This window comes from Parazoarcus communis, assembly GCF_003111665.1.
Taxonomy (GTDB): domain Bacteria; phylum Pseudomonadota; class Gammaproteobacteria; order Burkholderiales; family Rhodocyclaceae; genus Parazoarcus; species Parazoarcus communis_B.
The window spans coordinates 1,198,799-1,213,195 of the sequence record NZ_CP022188.1; the positions used below are offsets into that span (position 1 = coordinate 1,198,799).

The following is a 14,397-nucleotide window of genomic DNA, read 5'->3' on the forward strand; positions in this document are numbered from 1 at the left end:
CGTGCTCCCCGTCAATCATCAAATGCGCCAACGCCATCAGGATTCTTGCCAGCCTTGAGCATCTCGAACTCTTTCAGAAACTGGTCAACGGCTTCGATTGCCGTGTTCGGAATGGCACCTGCCTGCCGCAGGTCTATCAAGCGCTGCGCGCATGCTGTGGTATCGATGTATTGACCCAGCCAAGCGGGATTCAAGCGTGGCTGGAGGCGCACGGCCCAATCCCCCACCGTCTGCGAGCGCGTGTGCGAGCAGAATTTGGTCAAGAAGGTCAGAAGACCATCATTTTTAGAAGTGGCTGCTTCACACCATGCCTTTGCTTCGGCTTTGTCACCCCAGAGACACCATGCGGCCAATAGGCGAGCAAGTTGCGAATGCGCCAGCAATTCGCTCTGACTGAGTTTAGTTTTCAAGCCGTTAAGCCAGCAGACTTTCAGATCATCAAGTGTGGCTGTGTCAACCAGCGCCTCTTCGCCACCCTCGGACTCCTTCTTAACCTCGTCGGACAGTGCTGCAATCAAATAGCGCTGGACTCCGAGGGAACGGCCTTGGTCTATAGCAGTCTTGAGCAGGTCATGCCGCTGCGTTCGGTCGACTCGTTTGAGAAGGTGATACACCACGCGTGTGACGCGTGATTCGTTGCCAAAATCGAAGGAACCGCGTTCATCGCTGTCGAGCACAAGCGAGTCGCCGACATCAAAGAGCACACCGATGACCACCGGGATGTGCTCATCGGGGATGTCCTCTTCAACGTGATCCATCAGCCGTTCAAGCAAAGCCCGTGCTTTTGACAGGCCATCGGGGCGCTTCTCACTCGTAGCTTGAACCAGCGCATCGCCCAATGCGGCTGGCGTTTCTGCCAAGCTCAATAGCGTCAGCATTTCGCTGCGGCGGACTGCGCCAGGAGGAACGGTCATTCGGAAGTAAGTGGGGAACACATCGGGATGGCAAGCGCGAAGACTCCTCCGCCATTGCGTCAACCAATCGGCTCCGTAGCCCATTTGTCCAATTTTCGGAAAAATGCGTTCAAGCAGTGCTTTTGTGCTCGAACGCAGCGACTCTGGCAGTGCTTGCGCCCATTGCTCGTGGAAGGCTGCTATCGCTTTTTGATCGCCGTCATACCGGTTGTCGCGACTGTGGCCTGAGAACTTGTCCTGATTCGTGCGGATGACGTCGTACAGGCTGGGCTGGAAGACGCGAAGCGCCTCTAGTGCGATGAAGTCGACTGGGTTCACTTCGCCGCGTACCGCCGGATAGGTCACGGCCAATGTGTTCGTGAAACGGACGACATCACGCGGAACCTGAATCAGCGGATCAATGCCATCGTGGAAGGCATTCGTCCAATAGGACTGATCGAACAGACCGTCTGGGGTGTCACCAAGAATCTCATCGAGGCGCTTGAACAAGGCTGCCCGCAAAGCCACCCGATCGACCGGTGGCAACTCGAACGGAACCTGAATGATCTTCTCCAGATAGCGCTCGCCCGGCATACCACTCTGCTGTTCGATGGCCTGTGCAGCGACCTCGCGATCAAAGGCGAGCAAGTAGACGACGTTGGGGAAGTCGGCTAACGCCTTGATGACGGTGAATAGCTGACGAGTTTCTTCGGGCGTTAACCGGTCGATGTCATCAATGATGACCAAAATCCGAGTTTGTGCATCCCGCAGAATCTGGCTGATCTCTGATTTGAGCGCTGGCACATCTTTCGGTTTGCGCTTGGTGATCATGCCGATCAACTTGCCAATCTTGCTGCCAGCACCGCCGGTCATGCCGCTCAGGTCGATCAGGCCACCAACCCCTTCGGCAAAATTTCCGAGCAGATCGCCCAACTTCTTGAACTTCGTATTCTTGGCAGGCAGTACGGCCTGCAGCTGACCCAGAAAGGCCCGAGCCAAGTTTTCCTGCCCAGAGAACCACCATGGATTGAAGGTCACAATGACAGGCTGTTCAGCTTCCGGGCGCTGTTCCAGGAAGTGCCCTACATAGCTCAGTACAGTGGATTTCCCCGAACCCCACGGGCCATAGAGGGCCAGCACCAAGCCATCATTGCCCGGGTAGCGACAAATGCTATTAGCAAGGCTTTCGGCGAACGGTGCGTGCCCGAACAGATCGTCCTGCGGGTTTGAGCTGGGGCGATCGGCGGAGAGTGCAGTCATTGCATCTCCTCGTGATGGGTGTCTCGGAGCGTGGACTGAAGAATCGCTGCTTCACTTTCAACAAAGCCTTTGACTACTTCATTTTCAAGTTGAGCCAATAGTTTTGCCTTGTCATCTTGGTCATGGGTATTGATGAGCTTTTCAGCAAGTCCTGCAATGCGTTCTTTCTGGCTGGGGTCGAATGAAGAAGGTATCGGTAGCTGTTCCAGAAAATTCTTCTTGACCTGAGAAAACACCTTGCCAGACTGCATGGTCATGCCCCGATAGATCTCAGTCATCTTGGGGTGGTTCAGAATAGCGCAGAGGAAGTATGCGGATACCCCGGCCTTGGGGATGATGCAAAGAAGGGATTTTTGATGAAAGAAACGGCCGGTATCCACAGTGGCGATGATCTGATCGCCTGTTTGTCTGACAAGTATCTTGGGAGACACAACATAAGCCTTCTCGTTGACCTTGAGGCGACTTTTTGAATCAGTTGCGATGTGTTCTTGCTGGATGTCCCTCCAGTTATTGCGGAGCCATATTCCCTCAAACTCCAACGAATATTTTCCGATATTCCTACCCCGCAGGACTTTGTAGTCGGAGAGATTTTCCGCAGCCTGATCTGAATAGAAGACAGCATTTCCTAGCGCCGCCCTCGAATAATCAATGCCACTATCAAAAACATCGGCCAACTCGACCAGCGGCACGGACGCGCCGCTGTTGATGTGCTTCACATCGGCACCGTGGCTGAGGACGGAGTTTTTTCGTCCTTTTATTTCCTGGATTGTCTTGACGGTCCAGTCGCTATCCCGCCGTGTTGCTTCGGTCTTGCAGTACCCTTCAAACGTACCAAGGACTACAGGATGCTCGTCCGAGGCAGCGCGCTTATTGATAACTCCGAAGCAGCAGGACTGCGTTACGCCGTTGAACATCCCGTCTCCACAATCAATGAACATGATTGGTGAGCGACTCAGCAAAAGCGCCCTGTTATCTCTACACCCAATATGTTCGAGCAGGCTGGACGGAACAAGAAACGAGTACGTCTTCGCTGCATTGGCGGTGATCTGATCCATTCGCTCAATGAAGAACTTGAACGAATTAATCAGCTTGTAGGCGGAGTTTGGATAACTTCTCTTCAGATGTTGAGTGTCTGCTTCTGATAGCGAGGCGCCCCACGGAGGATTTCCAAGAGTCGCATCAAATCCCGGTGCAGAAGAATCAAAGACTTCTGGAAATTCGAGTGGCCAGTGAAATGGCTGTCGTGCCGGTCTTCCGAAAGGAAGGTCGGCAGAAAGAGTGATGGCGACTGTTCGACGCATCGACGCAAGTGATTCCTGATCACCACCAGCCACCTGCTCGGCATGGGCGCTCAACGAAGCAAGTGCGTTTTCGAGTTTCGCGCCACTGCCGCCCGCCGCGAACACTTCCCCAATGAACGCGTCGGCGATGCATTCTGGCACTTTGAGCCTGCTGCGTGCGTCGGCGTCGAGATATGCCATGGTTTCCACGTCGCGGATGTCGCGGATGGGTGTGGTGCGAAGGCGTGAGCGCAGTTCAATAGCCTCAAGCACTGCCTTTTTAATGTTCTGACCAAACAGACGTAGCTGGCCCTGGCGGGCTGGCGTCATTGAAAGTTCGGTGAGCTGATCCAGCCGGTGAATGCCCAACAAGCTGTCGCCGCTGCGCAAGTTATGGTCGAGGAAGCCAAAAGGACGCTCCTTGGCCAGCGTCACCAGCCAGATGGATAGCTTTGCCAGTTCGACTGCGAGCGGGTTCAAATCGACGCCGTACAGACAGCGCTCGGCGATGAGGCGGCGCGCGATCACCGTGCGCGCCTCGCCGTCGCGGGGTAGAGGCTCCTTGGCCACTCCGGCATCCAGAACTTCACCATCCACGCTCACGGTTTTGCCCGTTGTCTCGACCAGTGACCATGCCTCGACGAGGCGATCAGACAACCAGCGGCAGGCCTGCACCAGGAAGGCTCCCGAACCCATGGCCGGATCGCAGATCTTGAGGTCGAGCAGTTCGGCGGGAGATTTCAGCACCCAGCGATCACGCGGCGCTCCTTCTGCCGGGCCGACATAGGCCACTGGCGTGAGCGTCTCGGCGACGATTGCTTCGGTCAGCGATTTCGGGGTGTAGTGGGTGCCGGATTCGCGGCGGTCGGAACCGGTGGTGACGATGAAGGCACCTGCGGGATAGACCAGCGGATAGCCCCATGGGTCGGTGCGCAGCAGATGGGCATAGGGTTTGACGCGATCGCGGAGTTTGGTATCGCCTTGGCAAGCGGTCAGCAGGCGATCCGCCAAGGTGTCATCGACGGGCTTGGCCAGATCATTGCGCACCCGACTGGCAGAACTGCCAGAGCGTTCTTGCAGCAACTCGGCCAACCGCGCAGCGCCATCCAAACGCGCCGAATCCAGCTCGGCCAGCTTTACCCATGGTGTCTTGGCGCTCTTGGTGGCATCCAGTTCCAATGTGACTTCATCGGTGCGCTTGACGGTGCGCTCGAGCAGACCTTCATACACGTAACCGATCTGTTCGACATCCAGTGCGCGGTATGAAAGCGTGCGACCCTGGAATTGCTGAATGGCCTCCAGCAACAGCAGCACGGTGCGGTTGTCGATGGGCAGTGGCTTGGCGGCATCGCTGCGCCAGTTGGAGCCTTTGGCCCGACCTTCGAGGAACGGGAAACGGTCGGGATCGAATAGCGAGCCGCCCAGTGCCGGGAGGCGCAGATTCTCGTGCTCAATGCCGCCGAACACCGCGCGGAAGATCGCCAGCAAGCGCGACCACGCGTCCCAGCGGCGCTCGAGGATTTCTTCGGATTCCTTGCGCAACTGCATGCGCAAGGTGGAGAGCGCATAGTTGGCCTCGTAGCGTTCGTCGCCCATCAAAAGCAGGCCACGCTCCTCGGCGGAGAGCAGGAACACCAAGCGCATCATCACCGTGAGCGCGGCCTCGTACAGCTCGGGTTCCTTGACGTCGTGCAGCAGCTCGCGGTTGCGATCCTGATCGGCCTTGTCGAGCGTTTGGATCAACACTTCGACGGCGCGGCGCACTTGTTCGCCGAGTGCATCAGTGACTGAGGTAGGCTGAAAAAAATGGAGTCCAACGTTTTGTAAAATTGCACGAACGGAGGACGCACATGGAACGGATGCCGAAAGGGATTTACACGCCGGAATTTCGGGCGGAAGCAGTGAAGTTGGTGGAGGCAGAAGGGCTTTCGGTGGATGCAGCGGCCAAGCGCCTTTCGGTGCCGAAGAGCAGTCTTGGCAACTGGGTCAGGGCCTCGCGTGCGGGCAAGCTTGCCAAAGTGGGGCAAGGCCAACGGTTGCCGACAGAGACGGAAGTTGAGCTGGCGCGATTGCGCAAGGAATTGGCGGAAGTGAAGCTGGAGCGCGATCTGCTAAAAAAATGTGCGGCGTATTTCGCGAAGGAGTCGCGGTGAAGTACGCACAGATTGACCAACTGCGACTACACCACCCTGTGGCGGTGATGTGCCGGCTGCTGAGTGTTTCGGAGAGCGGCTATCACGCCTGGCGCCAACGCCCACCCTCGTTACGGGCGCAAGAGAATGCGCACCTGGAGACCGAGATCAAGGTTGCGCATCGACGCACACGAGAAACCTACGGGCCACAACGCCTGCAATCAGATCTTGCGGATCACGGCATCCCGGCCAGCGTGTATCGCATCAAAAGGTTACGCACAAAGCTGGGACTGCGTTGCAAGCAGAAACGCAAATTCAAGGCGACAACGAATTCGAATCATTCACTGCCGCTGGCGCCTAATCTGCTGGATCGTCAATTTGATGTGGCAGCGCCCAATCGGGCTTGGGTGGCCGACATCACCTACATTGCGACCGATGAGGGCTGGCTATACCTTGCTGGCGTCAAGGATTTGTTCAACGGCGAATTGGTCGGCTACGCCATGGCTGAGCGGATGACCAAAGAGCTGGTTACGAAAGCATTATTCCGAGCAGTCGTCGCGAAGCGACCGACCAAAGGGCTGATTCACCATTCGGATCGCGGCAGTCAGTATTGCGCGTACACCTATCAGACATCGCTGCGGCAATTCGGCATGCGCGCATCAATGAGTCGCAAGGCGGACTGCTGGGACAATGCCCCGATGGAAAGCTTCTGGGGTTCTCTGAAGAACGAACTGGTCCATCACCAATCCTATGCCACCCGCGAGCAGGCGAGGCGTGAGATCACCGAATACATCGAGATCTTTTACAACCGCATACGCAAGCAGGCACGCCTTGGCTATCTCTCACCTGCCGCTTTCAGTCAGCAGTACTATGCAAAACAGATGGCAGCTTAATCCGTTGGACTCCACGATTGACGACCTACCTCAGACTTCGTCCTGGAACTTCAGGGAGCGATCGAACAGCGCAGGCAGTTGTTCGGATTCATCGACAAAGAAGCGCCGAATGCCGAGCAGATGCACGAAGGCCTGCAGGGTGATGGGCTCTTGGCTCCAGATGGGGGCATACCAACTGGCAAAGGTGCTGACGGCACCCACGGGAGCATCCACCAGCATCCAGCGCTCACCGTTGGACACCAGCCCGAGGCGACAACCCAGTGAACGGCACAATTGCACCATGCGATCGGCGGGCGTGGCGGCCCAGCCGTCTTGCTTCAGGGTCGCATTGAGATCGATCTCCTGTGCATAGGTCTGGACCAGCAGCAGCGGTTTATTGGCGCGCTGCTCATCGATCACCGCAAGATCCGGCGACAGCGTCACGCCATGTTCTGGCAAGTTAGCTTGAAGGTTGGTGGCGCACCAATCGGCGCGCTTGAGAACGTCGCCTTTGCCGTCTTCATCGAGTTCGAGACCGCGCGACAGCACTTCGTCGATCCAGGCCGTGTGCAACTCGGCGAACTGCGCATCTTCCAACTCCAGCGCTTCGCGCCATTCCTCATAGGCCTGACGCAGACGTTTGCGCTTGGTGGCATCCAGCTCTTCCAGCCCTTGCGGAAAGGCTTCCTTGAGAACGGGAACTGCGAGGAAGGGGCCAGAGATCTCGATCAGCGACAGCCAATCATCATGCACGCTGGGAGCACTCATGCGGCACCTCCCTGAACGGCAGATGCAGGCACCAGAAAGATCACGGCGACAGGGAAGGTGCGGTCGTTGAGTTTAGCGTAGCGGGTTTCGATGGCTTCAGCCTCCTGCTGGCGCTCGGCCGGAATGCGGGCAAGACGCGCTTCCAGTGCGGCGGTATCGCGCCTGAGCTGTGTTCGTTCATCTTCCGAGAACAGGGAAAGCTGGGTTGGTTGCTGATCTTTTTTCAGCTCAAACTGGATGGCTTTCTCAAGCTCATCAAGCACGGTGCCAATGTCGGCCACTTCTTGCTGCTTACGGGATTGCAGGGTGTTGGTCAGGAATTTGAGCCGGTCTTTCGACCGGGCGTCGACCGCCTGCAGGATGGCGCTCTGCGCACGGTCGAAACGCACACGGATGGCATCGAACAGAGAGTCTGGGGCTGTCAGCGGTTTGGCTTGATCCAGCCATTGCTGGACTTTGGTGACGCCTTCCTCACGACGGAAGGATTTATCGCCCAGATACCCACCGGCTGCCGTCAGTTCTTCGTGAAGGCGATGATGATTGCCGCCAGTGACGACCAGCCGCGAGATGACGACCACGGCAGGCCCGTCGATCAGGGCGTCTGGCACCGAACGCACCGTGACGCGATGCAACTTCTTCACATCGTCTTGCGCCCAGACCTCAGCGCGCAGCAAGCGCAGGCACATCTGCACCAGTCGGTGGTTCAGGTGAACCAGCACCACGTCGTCACGCCCGGTGGCGACGGCGTGATCGAAGGTGATTGGCCGGATTTGCAGTGTGTGGGGGTGGCGCAGCCCTTCGAGGCATCGAGCCCACGAGCCCGACAGCGCGGGCATCTTGAATACAGTTCCTGCTGGGGCATCGACCAAGGGAAAAGGCTCAAGCGGCGGACGCCCTGCCAACACAAGCCCCGTCTTGACCGCCATCAGGATGTGCTCTGGCGTGAGGTGGAAATCCTGCTGCGTGGTCAGGAGCCGTTCGTGCAGCTTGGCGACGCGGTCTTTCAGTTCACGCTCGGCGCGCACGAAGCGGCGGGCCTTGGCAATCTTGGCTTCAGCGAGGCGTGTATCGAGGTCTTTGAGCGAGCCTTCGATCAGCCCCGACATTTGCGGCGCGATGACTGGGTTGACGCTGCCCATGTCCGCCCGCATGGATTCGAGTTTGCGCAGTGCCCGGATGATGTCGTCGCCGTGACCGCCAATTGTTGCTTTGCCTTGTTCTCCGCCATCGACGGGGTGCCAGATCAAGACCTCTTTCTGGCGCTGACCGTGCCGGTCGATACGGCCGTTGCGCTGCTCCATCACGTTGGGGTTGTATGGGATTTCCAGATGGATGAGGCAGTTACAGTGATTCTGCAAGTCGATACCTTCGGACGCGGCATCGGTGGCCAGCAGGATGCGCACCGCTGAATCCTTGGGCGAAGTCTGGAAGGCTGCTTTGACCTTCTCGCGTTCATCCTGCGGCATACCGCCATGGAGGATCGCCAGTCGATCACCACCGAAACCATGGCTGGCGAGGATCTCGTGCATCCACTGATGGGTAGTGCGGTATTCGGTGAACAAGATGACCCGGCGCTCATTCCACTGACCGTCGGTCTTGAGATTGATGGCGAGCCAGTCGAGAATCGCCTTGGCTTTGGCGTCGACCTGGTTCTTGGCCGTCTGTGCCCACGATCGCAACTCGTTCAGCATTTGTTGCTGCGCTGCTGTCAGCGGTTGCGCACGACGTGAGGCTTCTTCGACGGCCTCGGACTGTGCGTTTTCGACCTCCTGGTCGTTGGCGTAGTCTTCTTCGACCCGCAGGATGGCTTTGCGCAAAATGCGGTCGGCCATCGCATCCTTGTCCTTGCGCTGGCTACCATTGGCCAGGCTGGCAACGTGCTTCTCAAGGGTGGATGCGAAAGCGGCGGGAGAAGAAAAGAGCCGCTTCTTGAGCAACTGGTTGACGAACGACGTGCCGAATGCATTGCCCACTTTTTCGGCATCCTGTTCGCGGCTCGCGCAGTAGTCGTTCAGTGTTTGGTGAATGGCGCGTTCTTGTGGGGAGTACGAGGCCAGCAGCGCTTGCAACACGCGCTGTGCATAGAGCGGCTTGCCTTCGGCATCGACCAGATCGCTTTTGAGGCGGCGGATCATGACCTGACCCAACTGCTTTTCATCGGGCAGGATGTTTCGAGCGAAACGCTGGTCGTCCAGCAACTCCAGCAGCGAAGTGAAGGATTCGGTGTAACCGTTGTGAGGGGTGGCAGTCAGAAACAGGCGATGCTGGAAGTGTGGACTGATGGAACGGATGAAACGTGTGCGCTGGCTCTCCAGCGCATAGTTCGCACCGGCAGCTGGGGCGATGTTGTGTGCTTCATCGACGACCAGCATGTCGAACTTGCGCGGGTAGCTGGTGTGTGCGGGCAGGACGTCGCGCATGGCGCGCAGTCCTTCGCCGCTCTTAACCCAGTCCATGGACGCGATCAGACGTGGGTGGGAAGTCCACGGATTGGCGTGGATGCCACGCTCTCGACGCAACTGCTTGATGTAGGCTGTGTCGACGACTCTGAAATCAAGGCCGAATTTTTCCAGCATCTCGACGCGCCACTTCTCCTGCAGCGATGCAGGACAGACGATCAGGACGGTGCGGGCACGGTGCCGCAGCAACATCTCCTGGATGACGAGACCGGCTTCGATGGTCTTGCCCAAGCCGACGTCGTCGGCGATGAGCAGATTGACGCGGGCCATGTCGATGGCACGCACCAGTGGGTCGAGCTGGAAGTCCTCAATGCTGACGCCACTGCGGAAAGGAGCCTGCAGAAAACCTCGGTCGGCATTGGTGGCAGCACCCCAGCGAACCGCATCAAGAAAAGCGTCGAGGGTGTTGGAGTCATCCTGGCCAGTAATTGACGGCAGACCTGCACGCTCAATAATTTGCGCGCCGGGCTCGATCTCCCAGATGACCTCAAGCTCCTCACCTAGACCATCCTCGTCGATGGATGAGAGGGTCACGGCATTCTGTTGCGCAGAGGCTGATGTCAGCTTGGAAGAGATGACTTCTGCAACGACCCACTGACGTCGCCTGACTTCTACCAGTTGGCCGGGTTCAGGGCGGGCACGGTAGGCCTGGCTAATCTGTGCGTTCGAAATTTCCATGCGGTCTTCCACCTATCCAGTTGAACTGTTCTTACGCGCACCAACAGAAGGTGAGCAGCGAAGCGCTCGGCCTGCGGTCACCGTCAGTGCGATGACTTCCGCTGCAGCAATTGGTAGCCAGTGTTACCAGAATCGCAGAACCATCCAATTGACATCAAGCAGTCTCGAATAGGTGTCTGCGTACCGGATCGACTCGCCTTTCTCAAACTGTGCCAGAACGCAGCATTCGGGTTCGGTCAAGTAACGTAAGGAAACGCTCTTCACTTCACCGTAGCGCGGGTCCCGATGCGAGATGGGTCCTGATGCTTCGTGCGATAGCACGACCCAGATCGACAGGAACCGCATTGCCGATAAGCCGACCTAGAATCGTAAAACTTACCTCTCCGTCATGAGGAACGAAAGTATAGCCTCGTGGGAAGCTCTGTATGAGCGCGGCCTCTCTCAGCGAGATCGCTCGATCCTGCTCAGGGTGCCCGAAACGGCCATTACCGAAGCCGTAGCATTGTGTAGTCATAGTGGGGGCAGGTTTGTCCCACTCCATACGACCATAAACGCCTGGGTATGTACGTCCGCTTTCGGCTCGATGACAGTCGGCGACCAGATCATCCGGCCAGTCACGCCATGTGCCGCCAGGCTTCGATGCCTTAATTCGTTTGAGATTCTTTTCAGACAACGCCGAAGTGACGTGTAACTTATCCCTCGGAGCGGCCTCACCCGCACTCAGAGGGCGCAAACGACCAATCGCCTGGCGCACCGTCTTCGGTTTCTCGTGAGTTGGATCGATCATCTTGATGTCACCAAGTCTTGATGCAAGCAGCACCATACGTCGTCGCATCTGCGGTACACCGTAGCGAGAACTGTCAACGACATCGAACCAGACGCTGTAGCCAATGCGTTTTAGCGTTTCGACAAAATCACGAAACACCTCGTGCTTAGCAACGGTGGGTACGTTCTCCATGGTAATGACATCAGGCTTTGCTCCTTCCGCTAGACGCGCGAACTCATACAACAGGCCCCACTTACCGTCCTTGCCATCTAACTCATATCGTTGCGCGTAGGTTGAGAAGGGTTGGCACGGGGCACAGCCCGCAAGAACCGTAAGGTCGACATCGCCAAACAGCCCTTTCAGCTCTTCTATAGAGACCTTACTAACGTCACGCTCAACGAATCTGGCCTTGTTGTTGGCTTCATAGGGAAAACGGCATGCAGGGTCTAGATCGATCCCAGCGGCCACCGGCACCCCTTCGAGGACGAAACCGTGCGTCAGTCCTCCCGCACCACAGAAAAGGTCCACGCAAGAAATCGTTTTCACTTCAAAGCTCCAAATTGCGTCTCGACCGGCAGATAAAGCGGTCAAAACTAGTCGTAGGCAAGACGTCAATGTTCTGCCTCGACCCTCATACTCTGCGGCCCACCAACGCGACAGCTCAAATTCGTCAACCTACACCTTCACCTACACTGACAGCGTAATCGAGGGACGCGAAGAGTCCCTGTTCCGATCTGCGAACAAGGCAGGACCCCACTCACACCAAGCAACTCCGCGATGTACGTGCCAAAGGAAAAGCAATCCGATTGAGCATTGCCTTCCGTTGAGACGCCGTGAGAAAACAAAGGGGCGAATCATCGCACGTATCCGGCTATCGATGAATCCTGCCCTTGTGCTTTGTACCCGTTTGGCATTATTAATGGAAGCGCGATGCAATTAGTTTTCCCCTTCCAACCGCACCCCAGAATTCTCGCATCAGATGTTTGGTTCTCGGCAGGCCTAATCTGCCCGCCACAAGCAAGCAGTTAGCTCGAATACTGACGCGTACCTCTATCTCGTAGCCTCCGTCACACTCAACCCGTCCGCCGGATAGCGCTGCAGCAACTTGCGCGCCTCCTGCTCTGATTTTGCCCCCAACCAGTTCCTCCACGAGTCTTCCGGCAGAATCACCACCGAGCGCATCTCATCCTCTGGTTTGTGAAACCGCTGCATTACCGGGTCTCCATCGGCATTGATCGTTAGCATCGACATCGACCGCTCAGATAGTTCTCCTGCCTCCTCGCGACGAGTCCAGATGCCTGCAACACCCATGGGCCTGCCATCCCTTCTGGCGATGCGCCACCGAAAAGTTTTGCCTGACTCGTAGCACGGCTCGTAGATCTCCTTCGCCGGGATGATGCAGAGTTGTCCACGTCGCTAGGCATCCCTGAACGACGGTTTCTCCCCAACCGTTTCGGCGCGGGCATTGTAAGTGGACCTGGCGATCCTCGCGTCCTTCGCCCGCTTGGGCACCAGGCCAAAGCAGGCAGGTACCCACATTCGCGGTGCGAAGTTGCTGACAATTGGAACGATGGAACCGGGGTCGGCCTCGCCATACTCAAAATCTGGCGGTTGCAGTAGAAAACAGTTCAGTTCTTCGTTGCTGGAGGGTCGGTAGTTCGCGCACATGGGGTGAGGTTACGCTTACCGCCCTTTATCGGGCCAGCGCCACAGGAAGTTCGTTCCAGTTGGTTGTCCACGCGGGTGAAAATTGATCCCGCCGCATTCGCCATGCGGGGTCCAATCCTGTCACCAGAGGCTTCAAGGTGCCCTGCCCCGACCGACTGTTGATCTGATCCATCACACGCCTGAGTGACTCCGAGCGTTCATCTGCACCTGACGCAGCAAAGAGCCTTCTCTGAATGCTGTTCCTGCGTCGCAGTTCCGACAGCATCACCCCTGCCTTCTGATAGGCGAAGCCCGACTTGTAGATAATTTCAAGAATCACAGCCGCCCAACGGGTGAGCACGCGCGTGTCTGCGCTCGGCTCGGGCAGCGGGATGGTGACCGTACGCTGGTATTGAGGCGCGTTCTGTTTGAACGTATTTGTGCGGATAAACACCCGTATCGCCCCCGCCATCGAATGCTGGGCCGGCAGTCTTGCCAGTGTAGCTCGCCACCGCTTCTCTCAGCTCGGACAGTTCATAGATGTACTGACCGAAAGACCGACTGCTAATGATCTGATGTTTCGCGGGCGCCATCTTCTAGAGTTCAATGCCCGGAACTCCTTCAGGTATAGCCCTTGTCGGCACTCAGCATCTCGGGATGAATGTGCCGTCGGCGTGCACGAGTGAGCAGCTGCCGCGCAGCACTGCGCACGGCATGAGTCGAATCAGTGATGAGGATATCGACGCACAGGCCGTTGCGGATCTCCACTATCACATGCTCGCCGTAGATGAGCTTGGCCAGCTGGCCGTTGCCCTATCGCATGTGCCGGGACTCGGGATCTGTCGTGCTTTGATGCGTAGAGTTCGAGCGCTTCTCGCCTTTGAAGTCGACCATCCAAGTGCCGTCATCGCCGTCCTTGTGCGGGGTGCCGTCTTTGGGTTTGACGCACTCGACCGAGGCCCAGGCATTGATCAGCGTGCCGTCCACAGCGAAGTGGTCGGAAGGCAGCAAGTTCTGGTTGCGGGCCAGATTGACCATTTCATCAAAGAAGCGCCGGGCCACGTCGGTTACCACCAAGCTCTCGCGCAGCCGACTCAAATTCGACTGGTCCAGCATCGCACTCTCAGGATCCATATCGAACAACCAGCGGAACAGGATGTTGTAATCGAGCTACCTGCAGAACTACCTGTCGGAGCGAACCGAATACAGCGCGATCAGCAATTGCGCATTGAGGAGACGCTCCGGCGGAATCGATGGCCGACCGACCGACGAGTAAAGCGCATCCAACTCCGCACAAATTACGCCAAAAGCGCGGTCTGCCAAACGCTGCACCCGTCGCAGCGGATGATCGGCCGGCACACTCGATTACGGCGTGAAAAAGTGAAACATAGAGGATTGGGGATTGAGTTGGCCGCGCGTCGTTGCCATAAGAGGGATGTGGAGACGCTTCTATGCCAAAGCCATTTCCGATCGTTCACGGACTTTAGCATCACCCTACTAATGGGGCCAAAGCCGTGCCCTGCGCGCAATGAGCGTTACGCAATTCCCGAGCGTCCAGCGCCCCGCGCGCCGAACGAGATCACGAGCTTTCGAGAACGCCTCCCAATAATTTTCCGAGTTTTTCGCCTGGAAAACGCAGTGC

At 57.3% G+C, this 14,397-nt stretch carries 7 protein-coding genes and 2 pseudogenes; 1 reads left to right on the forward strand and 8 read right to left on the reverse strand.

Going from position 1 to position 14,397, the window contains the following annotated elements; genetic code table 11:
* Positions 1-11: 11 nt before the first annotated feature.
* Together CEW87_RS05490 and CEW87_RS22555 are read right to left on the reverse strand one after the other, a co-directional pair.
* Positions 12-2,153, reverse strand: a complete 2,142-nt coding sequence (locus tag CEW87_RS05490; protein ID WP_108971790.1) for a KAP family P-loop NTPase fold protein — start codon at positions 2,151-2,153, stop codon at positions 12-14.
* Complete coding sequence (locus CEW87_RS22555; RefSeq protein WP_108971791.1) at positions 2,150-5,197, reverse strand: Eco57I restriction-modification methylase domain-containing protein; 3,048 nt, start codon at positions 5,195-5,197, stop codon at positions 2,150-2,152. The genes CEW87_RS05490 and CEW87_RS22555 overlap by 4 nt, the downstream gene beginning before the upstream one ends.
* 86 nt (positions 5,198-5,283) lie before the next feature.
* Between CEW87_RS22555 and CEW87_RS05500 the strand changes: the two genes are divergently transcribed.
* Positions 5,284-6,458, forward strand: a protein-coding gene (locus tag CEW87_RS05500; protein WP_108971792.1) for an IS3 family transposase whose coding sequence is annotated in 2 segments (ribosomal slippage) — positions 5,284-5,545 and positions 5,545-6,458 — 1,176 coding nt in all. Because the reading frame shifts where the segments join, the coding sequence is not laid out codon by codon here.
* A gap of 30 nt (positions 6,459-6,488) precedes the next feature.
* Here CEW87_RS05500 and CEW87_RS05505 read toward each other — a convergent pair.
* From CEW87_RS05505 to CEW87_RS05530, 6 genes and pseudogenes are all read right to left on the reverse strand, one after another.
* Positions 6,489-7,205, reverse strand: coding sequence for a hypothetical protein (locus CEW87_RS05505; protein WP_199917125.1), 717 nt, complete (start codon positions 7,203-7,205; stop codon positions 6,489-6,491).
* Positions 7,202-10,342 (reverse strand): DISARM system SNF2-like helicase DrmD, encoded by a 3,141-nt coding sequence (gene drmD / locus CEW87_RS05510; RefSeq protein WP_108971793.1) that lies wholly within the window; start codon positions 10,340-10,342, stop codon positions 7,202-7,204. The genes CEW87_RS05505 and drmD overlap by 4 nt, the downstream gene beginning before the upstream one ends.
* Positions 10,343-10,607: 265 nt before the next feature.
* Positions 10,608-11,654 carry a DNA cytosine methyltransferase gene (locus tag CEW87_RS05515; protein WP_108971794.1) on the reverse strand — a complete coding sequence of 349 codons (1,047 nt, stop codon included), beginning with the start codon at positions 11,652-11,654 and terminating at the stop codon, positions 10,608-10,610.
* A gap of 504 nt (positions 11,655-12,158) precedes the next feature.
* Positions 12,159-12,776 (reverse strand): annotated as a pseudogene (locus CEW87_RS22960) (SOS response-associated peptidase).
* Between the two features lie 25 nt (positions 12,777-12,801).
* Entirely contained in the window at positions 12,802-13,209 is a 408-nt protein-coding gene (locus CEW87_RS05525) for a DUF4113 domain-containing protein (RefSeq protein WP_234421681.1), read from the reverse strand.
* Positions 13,210-13,382: 173 nt separating this feature from the next.
* A pseudogene (locus CEW87_RS05530) lies at positions 13,383-14,114 on the reverse strand (transposase); the annotation flags it as partial.
* Between the last annotated feature and the right edge of the window lie 283 nt (positions 14,115-14,397).

What these genes read in the sequence shown, in the direction of transcription:
- drmD (WP_108971793.1), bottom strand. Translation starts at nt 10,342, where the DNA reads ATGGAAATTTCGAACGCACAGATTAGCCAGGCCTACCGTGCCCGCCCT.
- CEW87_RS05490 (WP_108971790.1), bottom strand. Translation starts at nt 2,153, where the DNA reads ATGACTGCACTCTCCGCCGATCGCCCCAGCTCAAACCCGCAGGACGAT.
- CEW87_RS05505 (WP_199917125.1), bottom strand. Translation starts at nt 7,205, where the DNA reads ATGAGTGCTCCCAGCGTGCATGATGATTGGCTGTCGCTGATCGAGATC.